This is a genomic window from Pseudomonas sp. GW531-T4 (assembly GCF_017349615.1).
Classification (GTDB): domain Bacteria; phylum Pseudomonadota; class Gammaproteobacteria; order Pseudomonadales; family Pseudomonadaceae; genus Aquipseudomonas; species Aquipseudomonas chlororaphis_I.
This window is the reverse complement of sequence record NZ_JACMZT010000011.1, coordinates 141449-162243: the sequence shown is the minus strand read 5'-3', so window position 1 is coordinate 162243 and position 20795 is coordinate 141449. Positions and strand designations below refer to the sequence as shown.

The window sequence follows — 20795 nt, the reverse complement described above, 5'->3', positions numbered from 1 at the left end:
AACGCTGATCAGAACTCGTGATCGGCGTTGTCCGGGTTCAGGTCGCTGATGCCCAGCTTGCCCGCGGCCTGTTCGATCGAACCGGTCTGCTTGACCAGCGCGGCGATGGCGTCACGCACGATCTGGTTGCCCGCGTCGTTGCCGGCGGCGATCAGTTGGTCGTAGTGCTCACCCTTGTTGGCGTGATCGACCATGACCTGGATCTTGGCTTCGGTGGCGGCCAGGTCGGCTTTCAGCGTGGTGTCGGCGGCCGGGTCGATTTTCGCTACCAGCGACGACAGGCTGGCGCCGGTCAGCTTGGTGCCGTCGACGCGGGTGTACTCGCCCAGGTAGACGTTGCGAATGCCCTTGGCATCGTAGAAGTGCGAGTTGTGGGTGTTGTCGCTGAAGCAGTCCTGCTCGTCTTCAGGGGAGTTGGCTTCCAGGGACACCTTCATGCGCTCGCCCGCCAGTTCGCCCAGGGACAGGCTGCCCATGCCGAACAGCATTTTGCGCAGGCCGCTTTCAGCAGGTTCCGCTTCCAGGGTGGCGCGGTAGTTGTCGGCCACGTTCGGTTTCCAGTTGCCGACCATTTCTTCCAGGTCGTTGACCAGCAATTGGGTCACGGCTTTCAGGTAGGCACGGCGACGGTCGTTGTGGCCACCGGTGGCGCCGGCGCCTTCCAGGTAGTCGGAAGCCGGGCGGTTGCCGGCGCCAGGGCCGGTGCCGTTCAGGTCCTGGCCCCAGAGCAGGAATTCGATGGCGTGGTAGCCGGTGGCGACGTTGGCCTCGGAACCGCCCAGCTCGTTGAGGCTGGCGAGTTTTTCCGGGGTGATGTCTTTCACGTCGACCTTGTCTTCGCCGACCTGGACTTCGGTGTTGGCGATGATGTTGGCGGTGGCGCCCGGGTTACCCAGTGCGTGCTCGTAGGACTTGTCGACGTAGTCGATCAGGCCTTCGTCCAGCGGCCAGGAGTTCACCTGACCTTCCCAGTCGTCGACGATGGTGTTGCCGAAGCGGAACACTTCGCTCTGCAGGTAAGGTACGCGAGCGGCGACCCAGGCAGCCTTGGCGGCTTTCAGGGTATCGGCGTTGGGCTTGGCGAGGAAGGCATCGATTGCGGTCTGCAGGGTCTTCGCGGTGGATTCGGCATCGCTGTATACGGCGAAGACCATGTCGGCGTAATGCGCGACAACCGCCTTGGCCGCCGCTTCATCGACCTTGCCGGCCGCAGGAGTGGTGGCCGGGGCTGCGGTGCTGGCGGCTGGAGCAGCGGCTTGCGGCGCGGCAGCCTTGTCTTTGCCTTCGCCGCAACCGGCGAGGGAAATAGCGATGGCCAACAGACTGGCGGTAGCCAGAGGCATACGAATCATGGCGAACATCCTGCTTCGAGAGAGGGGTGGACTGGCGCGAGGGGCGCGCAAAACTGCGACATAATGCGAAAGATTTGCATTATGTGTAAAGGGTTGTGGTTGTAAATATTTCCTATTCAGGAAGCGATTGCGCTGGATCAGGCTTAGGCGCGCAATCGTGCTTTCAGAGGATGGCCGCGTTACTGCGCTGGGCCTGTTTCAGGTAGGCGCTCAGCTCCCGTGCCGGCAGGGGTTTGCTGTAGTGATAACCCTGACCTTCGTGGCAGCCTTCGGAGATGATGTAGGCCTCCTGCTCGGCGGTTTCCACGCCCTCGGCGATCACCTGCATGCCCAGGCTTTTGCCCAGCTGGATGATCGCCCGCACGATGGTCGCATCGTCGTCATCATCCAGCAGGTCCTGGACGAAGCTCTTGTCGATCTTGATCTTGTCCAGCGGCAGGCTCTTGAGATAGCTCAGGGACGAATAGCCGGTGCCGAAGTCGTCGATGGCGATCAGCGCACCCGAGCGGCGCAGGCTCAGCAGGTGCTGGGCGGCGGTGCTGATGTCTTCCATCAGGCCGGTTTCGGTGACTTCCAGCTCCAGGCTGCGCGGCGGCAGGCGGTAGATCTGCAGCAGGTTGTTGACCACCCGCGGCAGCTCGGCGTGGTGCAGTTGCACGGTAGACAGGTTGACCGCCATGCGCAGGTCGCTGAAGCCCAGGTCATGCCATTCGCGCAACTGGCGGCAGGCCTGGTCCAGCACCCATTCGCCGATGGCGATGATGGTGCCGTTCTGCTCGGCCAGGGGGATGAACAGGTCCGGCGGGACGAAGCCGTGTTCCGGATGCTGCCAGCGCAGCAGCGCCTCGACCCCGACCACCCGATGATCGCGGTAGCTGATCTGCGGCTGGTAGACCAGGTGGAACTGCTGGCGGGTCAGGGCTTCGCGCAGGTCCTTCTCCAGTTCGCGGCGCCGGCGCATCTCGCTGTCGACGCTGGCGATGTAGAACTGATAACGGTTGCGCGACCGGCTCTTGGCCAGGGTCATGGTCTGTTCGGCTTTCTGCAGCAGCTTTTCGGTGCTGTCGCCGTCTTCCGGGAACAGGGTGATGCCGATGGTGGCGCGCAGGCGGATTTCCTGATGGTCGAGGGCGAACGGCGCTTCCAGGTCGTCGAGAATGCTCTGCGCCAGCTCGGCGGCTTCGTAGGGTTGTTCGATGTCGGCCTGGACCAGGGCGAACTGGTCGCCGCCGAGGCGGGCGAGGGCGCCGAGGCGACCGCTGTGGGCCCGCAGGCGATCGGCCAGGGCCAGCAGCAACTGGTCGCCGGTCTGGTAGCTGAACTGTTCGTTGATGCCCTTGAAGTCGTCGAGGCCGACACAGAGCACCGCGACCCGGCGTTGCAGGCGGCCGGCATCGATCAGGATCTTGTCCAGTTGCTGCTGCAACTGCTGGCGGTTGGGCAGGCCAGTGAGGAAGTCGTACTGGGCCATGCGCAGCAGGCTGTTTTCCGCTTCATGGCGCAGGTGCGTGTTGCGCTCGATCGACGCCAGCAACTGGTTGGCGGTATTGATCCAGATCCCCAGCTCGTTTCGCTCGTGGCCCTTGAGCAAGGGAATCTGATGTTCGCTGGGGCGGTCCGGATTGATGGTGGTCAGGTGCTCGATGATCCGTGACAGCGGCTTGGTCAGCAGCCAGTGGTAAACCAGATACAGCACCAGGCCCATGGCCAGGGCACGCAATACGCCGGAAATGAAAATGATCACCGAACTGACGATGAAGCCCTGGCCGTAGGTGGCCGTGTCGAGGGTAATGCTCAGGTCGCCGTAGTATTCGCTGTAGGGGCCACGACCCACCAGCTGGGTGGTGAAGGTGCGCTCCTTGCCGAGGATCAGGTCGGTCAGCCAGCGGCTGGGAGATGTCTGCAACTCACGGGTTTTTTCCGCGAGCATGGTTTCGTTGGGATGGCCAATGGAGGCCATGCGCACGGCATCGTCCTGGAACAGGCCTTCGATGACTTGCATGCCCATTTCGCGGTCCAGGCTGTAAACGGCCTGGGTCGAGGGGTCGCGAAACATGTCGAGAATGCGCTGGGCATCATTAGCGACCGCCTGCCGAGTCTTGTAAGCATCGAAGACGATTTGTGCGCAGCTCAGAACTACGCCCACTATCAGTGCCGACAGCAGCACAACCCGGAGCAACTTCACCGACAAGCTGTTTTTGAGTTCCAGCTTCAAAGGGTTATTCCTTGTTCCGTGCGTGTAGCGTCAAGTTGCCATGAGTATTGGCAATCCCGTGATGGCAGTCAAAGGGACAATCAGGCCCAGGATATTTCACCTGTAGGCTTGGCTGGAATGCCGGGAGCCAGCCTATCCGCGCTTATCGGTTATATGTCGGTAGCCAAGCCTTGCAACTTGAGGGACGGCGGCGATTTTTTACCTGAGCGGATGTTAGCGCGCCGGGCTGGCGCGGCAAGCCGGCCGCTTGCCGGTAAAACGAAAAAACCCGGCAATGCCGGGTTTTTTTGACTGCAAACGGGCTTAGGCGACGAAGGTCTTGCCTTCGAACTGCTCGGCCACGAATTTCCAGTTGACCAGGTTCCAGAACGCTTCGACGTACTTGGGACGCAGGTTGCGGTAGTCGATGTAGTAAGCGTGTTCCCAGACGTCGCAGGTCAGCAGCGGGGTGTCGCCGCTGGTCAGCGGGTTGCCGGCGCCGATGGTGCTGGCCAGGGCCAGGGAGCCGTCAGCCTTTTTCACCAGCCAGCCCCAACCGGAACCGAAGGTGCCGACGGAAGTCTTGGTGAATTCTTCCTTGAACTTGTCGAACGAACCGAAAGCCGCGTTGATGGCCTCGGCCAGTGCGCCGGTTGGTTGACCGCCAGCGTTTGGCGCCAGGCAGTTCCAGTAGAAAGTGTGGTTCCAGACCTGAGCGGCGTTGTTGAAGATACCGCCCGAGGAAGACTTGACGATCTCTTCCAGGGTTTTGCCTTCGAACTCGGTGCCTGGCACCAGGTTGTTCAGGTTCACGACATAGGTGTTGTGGTGCTTGTCGTGGTGGTATTCCAGAGTTTCCTTGGAAATGTGCGGCTGCAGGGCATCGTGTGCGTAAGGCAGCGGCGGCAATTCGAAAGCCATGGTGATTCTCCTAATCAGGTCAGTTGCGGTGGGCGCAAGGCCGATCACGGGCGGCCAGACAAGCGCCGGGGAGTTTGTACTCTTTGCGGCGCAGGGTTCGGATCATAGCACCGGGGGTGCGGCATAACCACGCAACAACTGTGTGGGATAGAGGTTCCAGAGCCTTTTGGAATAAATCATGCGGCGCTGAGGAGTTGAATCGCGACACTGAACATCATCACTGCCACCAGCAGGTCGAGAATGCGCCAGGTGCTCGGCCGTGCCAGCCATGGAGCCAGCCACGCGGCGCCGAGGGCGAGGGTGAAAAACCACAGCAGCGAAGCGCTGGCCGCGCCGACCACATAGGCGCCGGGTTCGGTCTGTTGCGCGCCCAGCGAGCCGATCAGCAGCACCGTGTCCAGGTACACATGGGGGTTGAGCAGGGTCACCGCCAACGCGCTGAGCAGCACCGCGCGCAGCGAGCGGACGGTCTGGTTCTCGCCCTGCTGCAGGCTCTGTTTGGAGCAGGCGCGACGCAGGGCCTGGCTGCCGTACCAGATCAGGAACGCGGCGCCGCCCCAGCGGGCAACCGCCAGCAGCGTCGGGCTCTGCGCCAGCACCGTGGCCAGGCCGAATACCCCGGCCGCCACCAGCAACGCATCGCAAGTCACGCACAGCACGGCCACCGGCAGGTGGTGTTCACGGCGCAGGCTCTGGGCCAGGACAAAAGCATTCTGGCTGCCGATCGCCATGATCAGCCCGGCCGCTACCAGCAGCCCGTTAACGTAGCTCTGCCACATGTCGTTTACTCCTCGCCCGCCGCCAGTTGCCGCAGCACGTGCATGGCGCGCTCGGCATCGGCCTTACCGACAAACAGATGATCGTGGTAGTAGCCGGCGATCACGTTGCAGCTGATCCCGGCCTTGCCCAGGGCGCTGGCGAACGCGGCGGTCAGGCCGACGGCTTCCAGAGCCGAATGCACGTTCAGGGTGATCCAGGCCGCGACATAGTCGAAACCCAGCCCCAGGCGTTCGGCTTGCTGGCGCTCGAGGATCACCGTGAGCCCTTCCTGCTCGCGAAAGCTGCCCAGTACGTCGGTGCCCTCGAGCAGCGCGCGATCGGCGATGGAGCAGAATACGTAGTCACCGGGGTTGAGCTGCGGGTTCATGCTGCGCAGCAGGGTATCGAGGGAGGTTTCGCCAGCCATGAAAAAGGTCCTTGAACGAGAAAGCATGCTGGCTATTCTCCGGTTGCAGGCTGTATAAGAAAAACCAATATTACTGATCGCTCATTAGGAAAACTGATGTTCGACTATAAATTGCTGTCCGCCCTGGCCGCGGTGATCGAACAGGCCGGATTCGAGCGTGCCGCGCAGGTGCTGGGGTTGTCGCAGTCGGCCATTTCCCAGCGCATCAAGCTGCTCGAGGCGCGGATCGGCCAGCCGGTGCTGGTGCGGGTCACGCCGCCGGCGCCGACGGAAATCGGCCGGCGCCTGCTCAACCATGTGCAGCAGGTACGCCTGCTCGAACGCGACCTGCAGAGCCAGGTGCCGGCCCTGGACGAGGAAGGCTTGCCGGAGCGTCTGCGCATCGCCCTCAACGCCGACAGCCTGGCCACCTGGTGGGCCGAGGCGGTGGGCGACTTCTGTGCCGAGCAGCACTTGCTTCTGGACCTGATCGTCGAAGACCAGACCGTCGGCCTCAAGCGCATGCGAGCCGGGGAAGTGGCGGCCTGTGTCTGCGCCAGCGAGCGGCCGGTGGCGGGCGCCCGCAGTGTGCTGCTGGGGGCCATGCGCTACCGCGCCCTGGCCAGCCCGGCGTTCCTGGCGCGGCATTTTCCGCAGGGCGTACAAGCCGAGCGCCTGGCCCGGACGCCGGCCCTGGTGTTCGGCCCGGACGATTTCCTGCAGCACCGCTACCTGGCGGCGCTGGGGGTCGATGGCGGGTTCGAGCATCATCTGTGTCCCTCGTCCGAGGGCTTCATCCGCCTGACCGAAGCCGGCCTGGGCTGGGGGCTGGTGCCCGAACTGCAGGTGCGCGACCAGTTGGCGCGGGGTGTGTTGGTGGAGCTTTTGCCAGATAAGCCGATCGATGTGCCGCTGTACTGGCATCATTGGCGCAATGGTGGCCAACTGCTGGGCCTGCTCACCGAGCACCTGGCGCGTTCTTCGGCGCAATGGCTGGTGCCGTTGGCGTGACACCAGGCGTCAAGGCATCAGGCAATAGCGTTAAGCAATACATAGTGCGACAGGCATGAAACACGAAAGCAATCGGAGCAAGTCATGAAAATTCTGGTCACCGGCGCAAGCGGCTTCATTGGCGGACGCTTCGCGCGTTTTGCCCTTGAGCAGGGCCTGGATGTACGGGTCAACGGGCGTCGGGCCGAAGGTGTGGAGCATCTGGTGCGGCGTGGAGCCGAGTTCGTCCAGGGTGACTTGAGCGATGCCGACCTGGTGCGCGACCTGTGCCGCGATGTCGATGCGGTGGTGCACTGCGCGGGGGCGGTGGGGCTCTGGGGGCGTTATCAGGATTTCCATCAGGGCAACGTGCTGGTCACTGAAAACGTGGTCGAGGCTTGTCTCAAGCGCCATGTCCGGCGCCTGGTGCATCTGTCGTCGCCGTCGATCTATTTCGACGGTCGCGACCATCTGGGCCTGACCGAAGAACAGGTACCCAAGCGCTTCAAGCACCCTTATGCCGCCACCAAATACCTGGCGGAGCAGAAGGTGTTCGGCGCCCAGGAGTTCGGCCTGGAGGTGCTGGCGCTGCGCCCGCGTTTTGTCACCGGCGCCGGCGACATGAGCATTTTCCCGCGCCTGTTGAAGATGCAGCGCAAGGGCCGCCTGGCGATCATCGGCAACGGCCTGAACAAGGTCGACTTCACCAGTGTGCAGAACCTCAACGAAGCGCTGCTCAGCAGTCTGCTGGCCAGCGGCTCGGCCCTGGGCAAGGCCTACAACATCAGTAACGGCGCGCCCGTGCCATTGTGGGACGTGGTGAACTATGTGATGCGCCAGATGGGCGTACCGCAGGTCACGCGCTACCGCTCCTTTGGCCTGGCCTACAGCATGGCGGCCCTCAATGAAGGCTTCTGCAAGCTCTGGCCGGGCCGTCCGGAGCCGACCCTGTCGCGCCTGGGCATGCAGGTCATGAACAAGAACTTCACCCTGGATATCAGCCGCGCCCGCCATTATCTGGATTACGAACCGAAGGTCAGCCTGTGGACGGCCCTGGATGAGTTCTGCGGCTGGTGGAAGGCCCAGGACATACGCTGAAAATAAACACTGAACCGAGTTCGAGGTTCAGGGTCGATCAGGGCGGCGGGTTAGCGGTTTATACTCGCCGCATTCAGCTATCACCGCGGTTTTAGAAAGGTTGCCCCATGCGTAACGATGCCAACGACGACTTCGACGATGTTCCAAGCCTGCGTGCCGATACCCTCGACGATGATTTCCCGACCACCGCCGCGGGCCGCGCGCGTACTTCGGTGCATTCGCGCAGCGTGCCGGTAACCAAGGTCAAGGCGCCGAGTGCCGGGCCGCTCTGGGCGCTGGTCGGTGCCTTGTTCTTTGCCTTTATCGGCCTGGCCTGGTGGAGCTTCCAGCAGATCTCGCTGATGGAGCAGCAACTGGTCGCCACCCAGGAAAGTTTCGCCCGCATCAGCGAAGAAGCGGCGGGACGCCTGCAGGATATTTCCGGCAAGGTGGTTGCCAGCCAGTCCAGCGTCAACAGCGACAGCGAAGCCTTGAAGCTGCAGATCAAGCAGTTGGAAAGCCGCCTGCAGGACCAGGGCAAGCAGCAGCAAGGCGTGGCCGGGCAGGCCACGGACCTGGACAAGCGCCTGGCGCAGATGACCGCGCAAGCCACCGAGCAGCAGGCGGCCAATACCCAGTTGCAGGCCCAGGTGAAAACCTTGAGCAGCGAACTGGCGGCCCTGAAGAGCGCGCCGGTCGACACCAGCAAGGTCGATGCCCAGTTCAAGAGCCTGAACGCCGAGATCGCCGCCTTGAAAAGACAGGGCAACCCGAGCGCCGCCATCGAACGCCTGGAGCAGGACATCATCGTGCTCAAGAGCCAGCAGGACAATCGTCCCGCCGCTGCCCAGGGTGGCACCAACACCGCCGAGTTCGACGCCTTCCGCGGCCAGGTCACCCGCAACATCAATACCCTGCAGAGCCAGATCCAGAATCTGCAGCAACAGCTCAATACCCGCCCCTGACCTTGACCACCTTCCCGCGCCTGGCGTGGGAAGGTCGTGGTCTTGCCTCGCGCCTCCCTGTTTCGCTGAATACTCGACCATATCCCGCAGCCGTCTACGCTCTTGAAACACCAACAAGAACGAGGGACGCGCAATGAGGGGATTGCTGAGAGCCACGGTGCTGGGGTGGCTGCTGGTGTTCTGCACCAGCCAGGTCCAGGCGGCGGACGATGCCACGGCGGCCAAGGCCCTGCTGGAAAAGGCCCTGGCCTATTACCACGACCAGGGTGACAAGGCCTTCGCCGCGTTCAGCCGGCAGGGCGAGTTCGTCGACAAGGACCGTTATGTGTTTGTGGTCGATACCAAGGGGGTGATGCTGGCCAGTGGCGGGCCTTCGTCGGCGCTGATCGGCCGCGATGTTTCCGAAGTGCTCGGGCCGGATCTGCAAAAGGCCTTCAAGGACGCGCTGAAGATTCCCGAGGGCAATGGCATCCAGCAAGCCGAGTACCGCTGGCAGAACTGGGCCGACGGCAAGGTCGAGCGCAAGCATGTGTATTACCAGCGGGTCGGCGAGCGGATCCTGGCGGTCGGCTATTACCTGCCACGGGCTTCCGCCGAGCAGGCCAGGGCCTTGCTGGACAAGGCGGCGAGCGAGCTGGTCAAGGACGAGAAAGGCACGCTGACGGCGATCAACTCGCTCAAGGGCGGTTTCCTGCAGGACGACCTGTATGTGTTCGTGGTCGACCTGGACAGCCAGCGCTACGTGGCCCACGGCACCAACCTGCGGCAGATCAATACCGACTTCAACAAGGTCAAGGACCCGGATGGCAAACCGGTGGGCGAGCCGATCCTGGCGCTGATGGCCACCCAGGATCAGGGCGAGTATGAGTACCGCTGGAAGAACCCGGTGACAGCCAAGGTGGAAGACAAGCACGCCTACCTGCGCAAGGTCGGGCACTTCCTGGTGGCGGTGGGGTATTACAGCCCGTGAGGGCCGGTCGCCGGCCGGCTCGCGTGTAGATAGAGCCGGCTGGCGATGCCGCTATTTGACCTTGTCTTCACGCCCGCGCAGCAGCGCGTTGGGCATGGCGAGCGCCGCCGCCAGCCCCAGCAACGACACCGCCGCGCTGACCATCAGCAAGTGTTTGAAGGTCAGCAGCAACTCAGCCCGCAAGGCTCCCTGTTCCGGACCCGGCGCGGCATTCAGGCCATCGAGCAGCACATTGCCCGAGTGGCCTTCGCCGATCAGCGCCGAACCGCTCAGCTGGGCGAAGCTGGAATCCTGCAACAGCGCCAGCAGCAGCGCCGACATCAAGGCCACGCCCATCGCGCCGCCCAGGGAGCGGAACAGGTTGGTGGTGCTGGTGGCGACCCCGATGTCCCGTTGCTCCACCGAGTTCTGGCTGCCTACCAGCGAGGTCGGGAATTGCATGCCGGAGGCAATCCCGCTGAACAACATGAACACGCTGCTCAGCAGCACCGCCTGGGGTGGGCTGAAGGCCATGCCGAGAACGGTCAGCGGCATCAACAGGGCGCCACTGAGGATCATCGGTTTGTAGCGACCGGTCACCGAGGTCATGCGCCCGGCGAAGTAGGCGCCTATCGGCAGGCCGATGGCCAGCGGCAACAGGTGCAGCGCAGCGCTGTCGGCACCGGCGCCGGTGACGCTCTGAAAGCGCAACGGCATCAGCACCGTCAGCGAGATGGCCTGGAAGCTGGTGAAGAACACCGTGCACCAGCACAGCATGGCGTTGCGGTTGGCAAACAGGTGCATGGGCAGCAGCGGTTCCTCCGTGCGCCGTTCATGCCAGGCGAACAGGGCCAGGGCGACGACGGCACAGGCCAGCAGGCCCAGCACCTCTTGGCTGCGCCAGGCGTGACCCTGGCCGAAATGGGTGATCGCCAGCAGCAGGGCGGTCAGGCCGATGATCATCAACAGCGTGCCGAGGTAGTCGATGATCGGTTTGCGCTGCGGGATCGGCAGCCCCCGCAGGTTGCGCCTGGCCACCAGCCAGGCGCCCAGGCCCAGGGGCAGGTTGATCAGGAACACCCAGCGCCAGGACAGGTATTCGGTCATGTAGCCGCCGAGCACCGGGCCGGCGACGCTGGCCGCCGCGTACATGCTGCTGAAGTAGCCCTGGTAACGCCCGCGTTCGCGGGGCGGGACTATGTCGCCGATGATCGCCTGGCTGACCGAAATCATCCCGCCGGCGCCGATGCCCTGGAAGATCCGCGCCAGCACCAGCTGTTCCATGTTCTGCGCCATGCCGCAGAACAGCGATGCCAGGGTGAACAGGCCCATGCCGAACAGCATCAGCTTGCGCCGCCCGTAGAGGTCGCCGAGCTTGCCGTAGATCGGCACCGCCACGGTCATGGCCACCATGTAGCCGGAAATCACCCAGGCCAGCAGGCTGACATCCTTGAACTGCGCGGAGATGGCGGGCATGGAGACCGCGACTATGGTCTGGTCCAGGGCGCCGAGGAAGATCGCCAGCATCAGGGCGATCAGTACGCTGCGAAGAGCCAATTGGGGTTGGCCAGGCGGGTTGGGATGGGTCACGAAAGAACCTGCGGGCAGTGATTGACCCGCAAGGGGCAAGGCGAGCGGGAATGCTCGCCAGTGTACTCGATAGGCCCCTACTCGATAGCCTCATAAGGAAGGCCAACGTAATTTTCCGCAATGGTTTTGCGTCCGGCCTCGGAGTCGACGAAGTACGCCAGCTCCGACTCGGCGATGCGCTGGCTGAAGTCGTCGGAGTCGGGGAAACGGTGCAGCATCGCGGTCATCCACCAGGAGAAACGCTCGGCTTTCCAGATCCGCCGCAGGCAGATTTCCGAGTACTTCTGCAGCAGGTCGGTACGCTGCTCGCGGTAGACCTTGAGCAGAATGTTGAACAGTGTGCTGACATCGCTGGCGGCCAGGTTCAGGCCCTTGGCCCCGGTGGGCGGCACGATGTGCGCGGCGTCGCCGACCAGGAACATCCGTCCGTATTGCATCGGCTCGACCACGAAGCTGCGCAGCGGCGCGATGCTTTTCTCGATCGACGGCCCGGTCACCAGACGCTCGGCCAGCTCCTCGGGCAGGCGCTTCTTGAGCTCGTCCCAGAAACGTTGATCGGACCAGTCGGCGACATTTTCCTCCGCCGGTACTTGCAGGTAGTAACGGGTGCGGGTGGTCGACCGCATGCTACACAGGGCGAAACCGCGTTCGTGGCGGGCGTAGACCAGCTCGTCATGGACCGGCGGGGTGTCGGCGAGAATGCCGAGCCAGCCGAACGGATAGACGCGCTCGAAAACCTTGAGCTTGTCGGCCGGGATCGACTGTCGGGCGACCCCGTGAAAACCGTCGCAACCGGCGATGTAGTCGCAGTCCAGGCGATGGGGCTCGCCCTGGTAATCGAAGGTCAGGTAGGGCTGGTCGCTCTGCATGTCGTGGGGGCGCACGTTATCGGCCTGGTACAGGGTCCGGGCGCCGACGGCCTGGCGGGCTTGCATCAGGTCGCGGGTGACTTCGGTCTGGCCGTAGATCGTGACGCTCTTGCCGCCAGTGAGGGCGTGCAGGTCGATGGCCACCCGGCGACCGTCGAGGGCCAGCTCGAAGCCGCCGTGCACCAGGCCTTCGGCGTCCATGCGCTGGCTGACCCCGGCCTGGCGCAGCAGGTCGACCATGCCTTGTTCCAGTACCCCGGCGCGGATGCGCCCGAGTACGTAATCCGGGGTTTGTCGTTCGAGGATCAGGGTATCGATGCCGGCCTTGTGCAGCAGCTGGCCGAGCAGCAATCCGGAGGGGCCGGCGCCAATGATGGCGACTTGAGTTTTCAGGGTTTTCATTGTTTTTATGACTCGCAAGCTTCACGCGAACAGGTTCGCTGAGTGATTTTTATGTTTCGAGTGCCTGCATTTTTCACTTGTGATGCTGTCAGTTGAAGGTGAAAACTGAGCCGATACCTGTTCATTTCACCAATCGGTGCGATTATCGCCCGTCACCCAGAGGCCTGGATTGCAGTTATGAATAAGCCTGCCTTGCCTTCAATTCCGGTGTTCAAACTCTATGGGGAAAGCCTGGATTGGCCGACACCGGACCTGCTGCACTGCGAAACCATTTCCAAGCGCAGCCGCGAGCATCATTGGGAAATCAAACCGCATCGGCATGCCGATCTCTGTCAGTTGCTGTTCGTGCATCGCGGGCAGGCCGAGCTTGAGATCGAAGGCCAGCGCACGTTGCTGGGGGAGTCGGCGCTACAGATCCTGCCGGCCCTGTCGGTGCACGGCTTTCGTTTTTCCGAAGACATCGACGGTTATGTGGTGACCCTGGCGGCGCCCTTGATGGCCCATCTGCAAGCCCAGTTGGGGCACTCGGTGAATGCCCTGGCCGTGGCCGAGAGCTACCCGGCGGGCGCCGACGGCGACTACCTGAACAGCCTGTTTGCCGCGTTGCAGAATGAGTACCAAGGGCGTGAGCCAGCGCGGGAAATGCTCATGCATTCGCTGGTCAGCGTGATCATGGTGTGGGTCAGCCGCCAGGCGATCCGGCGCCGCAGCGCCAGCCAGCGGCCGCAGCGGGCACGGGAGTATTTCAATGGCTATATCCAGCTGGTGGAAAACCACTATCGCGAACATGTGAAGGTCGAGGACCTGGCGCACAAGCTGGGGATTTCCGTTTCCCATCTCAATGGCACCTGTCGTGAACTGGCGGGCCAGCCGGCCCTGCAGATCATGCACGAGCGCCAGCTGCTGGAGGCCAAGCGCCTGCTGACCTACACCAGCATGACCATCTATGAGATTTCCGACACCCTGGGGTTTTCCGATCCCACCAACTTCACCCGGCTGTTCCGCCGCCGCGTCGGGATCTCACCCAAGGCTTTCCGCGACCGCTTGAAGAGCGATCACGAACAGTGACGCCGCGCGTCTGCATCATTTCAGGGAGTTGAGGGTCGCGGTGTGCGGGATGCACTGGTCGACATTGCAACTGGCATAGACACGGGGCTGCTGCCGGGCCTGCTCGACGCGATAGGCCGCTGTTCCATACAGCGCCAGGGTCACGGTGCAGGTGACGAAAATGGCCAGGTATCTTCTTGTTTTGATGTTCATGGCAAACACCTCTGAACGAATACCCCTGCGCGTGTGGGGGTACTGTTATCAGCATAGATCAGCCATAGGGATCAGCCATGGCCGCCGGCCAGGTTGCGGGCAGCGTGTTGAGGGGGTATTCAGCGGTCTTATCGGGTTTTACAGGCCCTTGTCCCACTCCGGCTCCTCGGGGAAACGCAGCACCAGGAAATCCAGCATGCTGCGCAGCGCCACCGGCATGTGTTTGCGCGAGGCATAGACCGCGTACATGGGCATTTGCCGGGGCTCTGCCTGGGGCAGCAGGCGCACCAGTTCGCCGCTGTGGATATACACCCAGGCCTGGTAGGTGGGCAGCATGGCCACGCCGGCCCCGGCCATGGTCGCGCGCAACAGGGTGCTGGCGTCGTTGGCGCTGATATTGCCCTGCACCGGTACCGAAACCTGTTCGCCGTCCTGTTCGAAATGCCACAGGCTCTTGCCGAAATAGGAGTGGGTCAGGCAGTTGTGCTGGCTGAGCTCCTCGACCCGCTGTGGCGTCGGGTGCTCGCGCAGATAGGCCGGGGAGGCGCAGATCACCGAGCGGCATACCGTCAGCCGCCGGGCGATCAGGTTCGGATCCAGGTCGTTGCTGGCGCGGATCGCCAGGTCGATGCGTTCGTCCACCAGGTTCACCGCGCGGTCGAGCATCTGCAGGTCGATGCTGACGCCGGGGTAGCGCTCGACGTAGGCGGCCATGGCATCCGCCAGCTGGGCCTGGCCGAACGAGGTGCTGGCGCTGATGCGCAGCAAGCCGCGGGGCACATCGTCCGGTTCGCTGACGGCGGCCTGCATGTCCATCGACAACTCGAGCATCTGCTGGCAGCGCGGCAGGATCTCGGTGCCCGCCGCGGTCAGGCTCAGCTTGCGGGTGGTGCGGTGCATCAGCCGGGCGCCGACCCAGTCCTCCAGCTCCGCCAGATAACGCGAAACCACCGGCCGCGAGAGGTCCAGATGGTCGGCGGCGGCCGACTGGCTGCCAAGGTCGACTACGGTGACGAAGACGCGCATTGCTTGAAGACGATCCATGATTTGCCCGCTTTCAGAAACAAACTATGTCCAAGCATCGCATTTTTTGTAACGAGTGCGGCAACTAAGCTTCATCTCCATCGCCCCCTACCCACGGCCACTTACGGCCGACAGACCATCGGAGCTGCACATGATCGGATTCACCTCACTCAAGCGCCTGCTGCTGGCGACCGCCACCCTGGGTTTCGCCGCCCATGCCGCCGCCGTCGAGCCGGCCCTGAAGCTGGATGTGTACAACCCGGGGACCGCGGCGATCTTCCCGGTGACCTCGGTGCTGGTCAGCGGCAAGAAGGAAGCGATTCTGGTGGACGCGCAGTTCGGCAAATCCCAGGCCGAGCAACTGGTGGAAAAGATTCGCGCCAGCGGTAAGCAACTGACCACCATCTACATCAGCCACGGTGACCCGGACTACTACTTCGGCCTCGACACCATCACCCAGGCCTTCCCCAAGGCCAAGGTCGTGGCGTCGCAGCCGACCGTCGAGCACATCAAGGCCACGGTCGACGGCAAGCTCGCGTTCTGGGGCCCGAAAATGGGCGCCGACGTGCCGGCCAAGACCATTGTGCCGGGCGTGCTCAAGGGCCACAGCCTGACTCTGGAAGGGCAGAAGCTGGACATCATCGGCCTGGACGGCAAACAACCGGACCGCACCTTCGTCTGGATCCCGTCGATCAAGGCGGTCGTCGGTGGCGTGGTGGTGGCGGAAAACATCCATGTGTGGATGGCCGACACCCAGACCGCGCAATCCCACAAGGACTGGCTGACCACCCTGGACACCATCGCCGCGCTGAAGCCCCAGACCGTGGTGCCGGGCCATTACCTCGGTGAAAGCGCCCGCTCCCTGGTTCCCGTGCATTTCACCGCCGACTACATCAAGGCCTTCGATGAAGAAACCGCCAAGGCCAAGGATTCCGCCGAACTGATTGCGGCGATGAAAAAGCGTTACCCGGACCTGGGCGAAGACAGCTCCCTGGAGCTGAGCGCCAAGGTCGCCAAGGGCGAAATGAAGTGGTGATTCGACCGCTCCCGCGCCTGGCGCGGGGGCATTCCCTGTAAGGCTTTGCGTCACTTATCGGAACTGGAGAACTGTCATGAGCAAGATTGCAATCATTGGTGCCACCGGTCGTGCCGGTAGCCAACTGCTGGAAGAAGCCCTGCGTCGTGGTCACAGCGTCACCGCGATTGCCCGTAACCCGGCGAAAATCGGCAATCGCGCCGGTGTGGTGAGCAAGGCGGTCGACGTACTGGACGGCGCGGCGTTGCAGGCAGCGGTCGCCGGCCACGATGTGGTGATCAGCGCGGCGCTCTTTTCCACTATCCCGCCCAAGGCCCTGATCGAGCCGGTGAAAAAAGCCGGCGTCAAACGCCTGCTGGTGGTGGGTGGTGCCGGTAGTTTGTTGCTGCCCGACGGCAGCCGGGTGATCGACTCTGTCGGTTTTCCGGAAGAGTACAAGCCAGAGGCCAGTGCCGGTGCGGTGCTCCTCGATACCCTGCGCCAGGAGAAGGAGCTGGACTGGACTTTCCTGTCGCCGTCGGCGGAGTTCATCGAAGGCGAGCGCCGTGGCCAGTTCCGCCTGGGCCAGGACCATCTGCTGGTGAGCGCCGAAGGCAAGAGCTGGATCACCTTCGCCGACTACGCCATCGCCATGATCGATGAGCTGGAAACAGCGAAGCACCCCCGCCAGCGGTTCACTGTCGGTTACTGAGACATCCTGTAGCCGCTGCCGAAGGCTGCGATCGGCTGCGCAGCAGTCGTAAAACCAGACACCGCGTTTTTGCAGGTACAAGGTGTTGACCGGATTACGACCGCTGCGCGCTCGATCGCAGGCTGCGCCAGCGGCTACATCGGCTACAGGGCTATCTGGCCCTGGCCTGTTCCACCAGCCAGTCCAGCAAGGCCCGCAACTGCGGCGATGGCGCTGAGCGATCGGGGTGGACCAGGTAGTAGCCCAGGCCGGTGCGCACCTTCAATGCAAATGGCATGACCAGCCGCCCGGCGCTCAGGTCTTCGCCGATCAATGCCCAGTCGCCAATGGCCACTCCCGTCCCCTGGGAGGCCACCGACATCGCCAGGTCCAGGGTTTCGAAATGCTGGCCCTTGCCGATGTTGTTCAGCACCGTCCCCGAGGCTTTCAACCAGGTATTCCAGTCATGGGTATCCAGGGTCGGATGCAGCAGCATGTGTTGCTGCAGGTCGGCCGGGGTCTTCAGCGCTATCGCCCCTTCGAGCAATGCCGGTGAGCACACCGGCGTCAGCTGTTCGTCGAACAGGTGATAGGCGCCGAGGGTGGAGGGAGGCGGGGCGCCGTAGATCACCGCGGCATCGAACTGTTCGCGGCTGAAGTCGACCCCGTGCTGCACTGTGGTGGTCAGCCGCACAGGCACGTCCGGCCGCTCCTTCTGCCACTGCATCAGGCGCGGCAACAACCAGCGCATCACGCAGGTGGACGCCTTGAGTTGCAGGGTGTCGCGGTTTCCCCCGACCTGTTCCACGCCCTCGCTGATCAGGCCGAACACCTGTTCCACCCGCGGTAGCCATTCCCGTCCTTCGCTCGTCAGGCTCAGGCCGCGGGCCTGGCGCTGGAACAAGGCATAACCCAGATGACTCTCCAGGCCGGCGATCTGCCGGCTCACCGCACCCTGGGTGATATGCAGCTGCTCGGCCGCGTGGGTGAAGTTGCAGCAGCGCGCGGTGATCAGAAAGGTGTGCAGCGCGGGCAGGGGCGGGAGGCGTTTCATAAAGGGCCAAGGCATGACGTGAGGACATGGCTAGTATGACTTTTTATCCATTGTTCCCGCTACACGCGGCCCGTTCCAATGACGCCTTCCCCGTGCCTGGCCATGCAGCGGCCAGCCAGGCACACCGTCTCAAGCGAACAAGAAGGGCAAGACATGGCGACGTGCGGCGAAGTGTTGGTCAAGTTACTCGAAGGTTATGGCGTCGAGCAGGTCTTCGGCATTCCCGGGGTGCATACCGTCGAGCTGTATCGCGGCCTGGCCCGTTCGAGCATCCGGCACGTCACGCCGCGTCACGAGCAGGGCGCCGGATTCATGGCCGACGGTTATGCCCGCACCAGCGGCAAGCCGGGGGTGTGCTTCATCATCACCGGCCCGGGGATGACCAACATCACCACCGCCATGGGCCAGGCCTATGCCGACTCGATTCCGATGCTGGTGATCTCCAGCGTGCAGTCGCGCAGCCAGCTCGGCGGCGGCCGCGGCAAGCTGCACGAGCTGCCGAACCAGGGCGCCCTGGTGGGCGGCGTGGCGGCGTTCTCCCATACCCTGATGTCCGCGGCGGAACTGCCGGGCGTGCTGGCCCGCGCCTTCGCACTGTTCCAGGCCGGTCGGCCGCGCCCGGTGCACATCGAGATTCCCCTCGACGTGCTGGTGGAGGAGGCCGATGAGCTGCTCGACAGCGAACCGGTGAGCATCGCCCGGGCCGGCGCCGCGCCCGCCGCGGTTGCCCGGATGAGCCAGTTGCTGGCGGGCGCCCGGCGCCCGCTGATCCTCGCCGGTGGCGGCGCGATCGATGCCGCCGCGTCCCTGACCCGCCTCGCCGAATTGCTCCAGGCCCCCGTGGCCCTGACCATCAATGCCAAGGGCATACTGCCGTCGCGGCACCCGCTGCTGATCGGCTCGACCCAGTCGCTGGTGGCGACCCGCGCCCTGGTGGCCGATGCCGACGTGGTCCTGGCCATCGGCACCGAACTGGCCGAAACCGACTACGACGTGACTTTCGCCGGTGGCTTCGAGATTCCGGGCGCCCTGTTGCGCATCGACATCGACCCTGACCAGACCGTGCGCAACTATCCGCCGAAAGTGGCGCTGGTGGCCGACGCGCACAGCGCAACCGAAGCCTTGCTGGCCGAGCTGGGCAAACAATCGCTGAGCGAGCGCGATAGTGCCTGGGGCACGGTCCGCGCCGCTGCCTTGCGCAACGCACTGGAGCTGCAGTGGGACGCGCCGACCCGGGCGCAGACGCTGTTCCTCGAAACCCTAGTGCAGGAGTTGCCGGAGATCGTCATCGTCGGCGACTCCACGCAGCCGGTGTACAGCGGCAACCTGACCTTCAACCCCGAGCGTCCGCGCCGCTGGTTCAACTCCTCGACCGGCTACGGCACCTTGGGTTATGCCTTGCCGGCGGCGATCGGCGCCTGGCTCGGCGGTGCTTCCGAGCGCCATGCCCGGGGCCCGGTGGCGTGCCTGATCGGCGATGGCGGCCTGCAGTTCACCCTGTCGGAACTGGCCTGCGCGGTGGAAGCGCGCACGCCGGTCATCGTGCTGCTGTGGAATAACCAGGGCTATGAAGAGATCAAGAAATACATGGTCAACCGCGATATCGAGCCGGTGGGCGTGGACATCTACACGCCGGACTTCATCGGCGTGGCCAAGGCCTTGGGCTGCGCTGCCGAAGCCATCGACAGCGTCGACGGATTGCGCGATGCGCTGCGCGCGGCCAGCGATCGCCAGGGCCCGACCCTGATCGAAATCGACCAGGCCGGCTGGATGCGGGCGGTGCAAGCATGAGCCAGGCAAACCTGTTGAACGGCCTCTACATCGACGGTCAGTGGTGTGCTGGCAGCGAGCTGTTGCCGGTGATCAATCCCTCCACCGAAGAGCCGTTGGCGCTGGTCGGTGGTGGCGACCGGCATAGCGTCGAGCAGGCGGTGACCGCCGCCCAGGCCGGGCTGGTGCCGTGGGCCGCGGCCAGCGGTGCCGAGCGTGGCGCGGTGTTGCGGCGGATCGCCGCCGGGGTCGCCGAGAGCCGTGAGCGCCTGATGCACCTGCAGTCGAGCAACAACGGCAAGCCGCAATTCGAAGCGGCCATCGACGTCGACGATGTGATTGCCACCTTCGAGTACTACGCGGGGTTGGCCGAAGGCCTGGACGCCGCCCAGGACCGCGACGTGCCGTTGCCCAGCGATGATTTCAGCGCTCGTGTGCGGCGTGAGCCCTGTGGCGTGGTCGGCCTGATCGTGCCGTGGAATTTCCCGATGGTCACCACCGCCTGGAAGCTCGCGCCGGCCCTGGCTGCCGGTTGCAGCGTGGTGCTCAAACCCTCGGAAGTCACGCCGCTGCCGGAGCTGGAGCTGGCGGCGATCATCGCCCGGAGCGGCTTGCCCAAGGGTGTGTTCAACCTGGTCTGCGGCACCGGGCTGGCGGTGGGTGCGCCGCTGGCGGCCGATCCGCGGGTGGCGAAGATTTCCTTCACCGGCAGCAATGCGGTCGGGGTCCAGGTCATGCAGCGCGCGGCGGAGACGGTCAAGGGCGTGAGCCTGGAACTGGGCGGCAAATCTTCGCTGCTGGTGCTGGCGGATGCCGATCTCGAACTGGCGGTGGAGCTGGCCTGCGGCGGCGGTTTTTTCAACGCCGGGCAGATGTGCTCCGCCACCAGCCGGGTGCTGGTGGCCGACGAACTGGCGGACGAGTTCCTGCTGCGCCTCAAGGCGCGGGCCGAGGCGATTCGGGTGACGGATCCTTTCGATCCTGACGTGGAGATGGGCGCGCTGGTCAACCAGGAGCAATACCAGCGAGTGCTCGGCCATATCGATCGCGGGCTGAGTGCCGGGGCCAGGCTGGTATGTGGTGGCGAGCGTCCGGCGGACCGCGCGCGCGGCTTTTTTGTCCGGCCGACCATCTTCACCGAAGTGCCCCTCGACAGCGCGCTGTGGCGTGAGGAGATCTTTGGCCCGGTGCTCTGCGTGCGCAGTTTCGCCAGCGAGGCCGAGGCCATCGCGCTGGCCAATGACAGCGAATTCGGCCTGGTGGCCAGTGTGGTCGGCAGCGATGTAGAGAACGCCGAGCGGGTCGCCAATGCCTTGCAGGCCGGGCTGGTGTGGATCAACGCACCGCAGGTGATCTTCCCGCAGACCGCCTGGGGCGGCTACAAGCAGAGCAGCATCGGCCGCGAGCTGGGGCCTTGGGGATTGCAGGCGTTCCAGGAGATCAAGCACGTGGTTCGCGCGCGCTGAGCCGCGCAAAAAATGCCCCATACCTGGCCAGGAGGCATGGGG

At 64.0% G+C, this 20795-nt stretch carries 19 protein-coding genes; 9 read left to right on the top strand and 10 right to left on the bottom strand.

The genetic code is table 11. The features are described 5' to 3' along the window. Nucleotides 1-8 precede the first annotated feature (8 nt). The 5 genes from J4D28_RS11870 to J4D28_RS11850 all read right to left on the bottom strand — a co-directional run bounded on the left by J4D28_RS11870 (nucleotide 9) and on the right by J4D28_RS11850 (nucleotide 5653). On the bottom strand, nucleotides 9-1352 hold the full coding sequence (locus J4D28_RS11870) for an imelysin family protein (RefSeq protein ID WP_041984418.1): 1344 nt from the start codon (nucleotides 1350-1352) through the stop codon (nucleotides 9-11). Between the two features lie 163 nt (nucleotides 1353-1515). Beyond that, a complete protein-coding gene (locus J4D28_RS11865) occupies nucleotides 1516-3567 on the bottom strand; it encodes a bifunctional diguanylate cyclase/phosphodiesterase (RefSeq protein WP_009050526.1) in 2052 nt (683 codons plus the stop codon). Nucleotides 3568-3870: 303 nt separating this feature from the next. After that, a complete protein-coding gene (locus J4D28_RS11860; RefSeq protein WP_007929765.1) occupies nucleotides 3871-4467 on the bottom strand; it encodes a superoxide dismutase in 597 nt (198 codons plus the stop codon). Nucleotides 4468-4643: 176 nt separating this feature from the next. Beyond that, nucleotides 4644-5246, bottom strand: coding sequence for a LysE/ArgO family amino acid transporter (locus J4D28_RS11855; RefSeq protein WP_016703358.1), 603 nt, complete (start codon nucleotides 5244-5246; stop codon nucleotides 4644-4646). Nucleotides 5247-5251: 5 nt separating this feature from the next. Next, on the bottom strand, nucleotides 5252-5653 hold the full coding sequence (locus J4D28_RS11850) for an ACT domain-containing protein (RefSeq protein WP_103331424.1): 402 nt from the start codon (nucleotides 5651-5653) through the stop codon (nucleotides 5252-5254). 96 nt (nucleotides 5654-5749) lie between these two features. On the opposite strand from J4D28_RS11850, the gene J4D28_RS11845 reads away from it, so the two are divergent. From J4D28_RS11845 to J4D28_RS11830, 4 genes are all read left to right on the top strand, one after another. Next, a complete protein-coding gene (locus J4D28_RS11845) occupies nucleotides 5750-6643 on the top strand; it encodes a LysR family transcriptional regulator ArgP (RefSeq protein ID WP_009045339.1) in 894 nt (297 codons plus the stop codon). 84 nt (nucleotides 6644-6727) lie between these two features. Continuing rightward, nucleotides 6728-7720 (top strand): NAD(P)-dependent oxidoreductase, encoded by a 993-nt coding sequence (locus J4D28_RS11840; protein WP_038576298.1) that lies wholly within the window; start codon nucleotides 6728-6730, stop codon nucleotides 7718-7720. Between the two features lie 107 nt (nucleotides 7721-7827). Further along, a complete protein-coding gene (locus J4D28_RS11835) occupies nucleotides 7828-8664 on the top strand; it encodes a hypothetical protein (protein WP_041984421.1) in 837 nt (278 codons plus the stop codon). 133 nt (nucleotides 8665-8797) lie between these two features. Then, a complete protein-coding gene (locus tag J4D28_RS11830; RefSeq protein ID WP_103331425.1) occupies nucleotides 8798-9634 on the top strand; it encodes a cache domain-containing protein in 837 nt (278 codons plus the stop codon). A gap of 51 nt (nucleotides 9635-9685) precedes the next feature. Here the strand turns inward: J4D28_RS11830 and J4D28_RS11825 are convergent, their stop codons facing one another. Together J4D28_RS11825 and pobA are read right to left on the bottom strand one after the other, a co-directional pair. After that, nucleotides 9686-11203 carry an MDR family MFS transporter gene (locus J4D28_RS11825; protein ID WP_009050521.1) on the bottom strand — a complete coding sequence of 506 codons (1518 nt, stop codon included), beginning with the start codon at nucleotides 11201-11203 and terminating at the stop codon, nucleotides 9686-9688. Nucleotides 11204-11280: 77 nt separating this feature from the next. Beyond that, on the bottom strand, nucleotides 11281-12465 hold the full coding sequence (gene pobA / locus J4D28_RS11820; protein ID WP_169914960.1) for a 4-hydroxybenzoate 3-monooxygenase: 1185 nt from the start codon (nucleotides 12463-12465) through the stop codon (nucleotides 11281-11283). Between the two features lie 186 nt (nucleotides 12466-12651). On the opposite strand from pobA, the gene J4D28_RS11815 reads away from it, so the two are divergent. After that, nucleotides 12652-13542: a helix-turn-helix domain-containing protein gene (locus J4D28_RS11815; RefSeq protein ID WP_009050519.1), complete on the top strand. Its 891-nt coding sequence runs from the start codon at nucleotides 12652-12654 to the stop codon at nucleotides 13540-13542. 15 nt (nucleotides 13543-13557) lie between these two features. Here the strand turns inward: J4D28_RS11815 and J4D28_RS11810 are convergent, their stop codons facing one another. Both J4D28_RS11810 and J4D28_RS11805 read right to left on the bottom strand, forming a co-directional pair. Next, nucleotides 13558-13734 carry a hypothetical protein gene (locus J4D28_RS11810; protein ID WP_009050518.1) on the bottom strand — a complete coding sequence of 59 codons (177 nt, stop codon included), beginning with the start codon at nucleotides 13732-13734 and terminating at the stop codon, nucleotides 13558-13560. 138 nt (nucleotides 13735-13872) lie between these two features. Next, nucleotides 13873-14778: a LysR family transcriptional regulator gene (locus J4D28_RS11805; RefSeq protein ID WP_103331426.1), complete on the bottom strand. Its 906-nt coding sequence runs from the start codon at nucleotides 14776-14778 to the stop codon at nucleotides 13873-13875. Nucleotides 14779-14908: 130 nt separating this feature from the next. Between J4D28_RS11805 and J4D28_RS11800 the strand changes: the two genes are divergently transcribed. Both J4D28_RS11800 and J4D28_RS11795 read left to right on the top strand, forming a co-directional pair. Continuing rightward, on the top strand, nucleotides 14909-15793 hold the full coding sequence (locus tag J4D28_RS11800) for an MBL fold metallo-hydrolase (protein ID WP_038634732.1): 885 nt from the start codon (nucleotides 14909-14911) through the stop codon (nucleotides 15791-15793). Between the two features lie 76 nt (nucleotides 15794-15869). Continuing rightward, complete coding sequence (locus J4D28_RS11795; protein WP_103331427.1) at nucleotides 15870-16484, top strand: NAD(P)-dependent oxidoreductase; 615 nt, start codon at nucleotides 15870-15872, stop codon at nucleotides 16482-16484. Nucleotides 16485-16635: 151 nt separating this feature from the next. Here the strand turns inward: J4D28_RS11795 and J4D28_RS11790 are convergent, their stop codons facing one another. Next, entirely contained in the window at nucleotides 16636-17517 is an 882-nt protein-coding gene (locus J4D28_RS11790; RefSeq protein ID WP_009050514.1) for a LysR substrate-binding domain-containing protein, read from the bottom strand. Nucleotides 17518-17670: 153 nt separating this feature from the next. Here J4D28_RS11790 and J4D28_RS11785 point away from each other — a divergent pair, with 153 nt between their 5' ends. After that, the gene (locus tag J4D28_RS11785) at nucleotides 17671-19308 is read left to right on the top strand and encodes a 5-guanidino-2-oxopentanoate decarboxylase (protein ID WP_103331428.1); all 1638 of its coding nucleotides are present in this window, start codon (nucleotides 17671-17673) and stop codon (nucleotides 19306-19308) included. Beyond that, nucleotides 19305-20753: an aldehyde dehydrogenase family protein gene (locus tag J4D28_RS11780; RefSeq protein ID WP_103331429.1), complete on the top strand. Its 1449-nt coding sequence runs from the start codon at nucleotides 19305-19307 to the stop codon at nucleotides 20751-20753. Before J4D28_RS11785 ends, J4D28_RS11780 begins: the two co-directional genes overlap by 4 nt. Nucleotides 20754-20795: the final 42 nt, after the last annotated feature.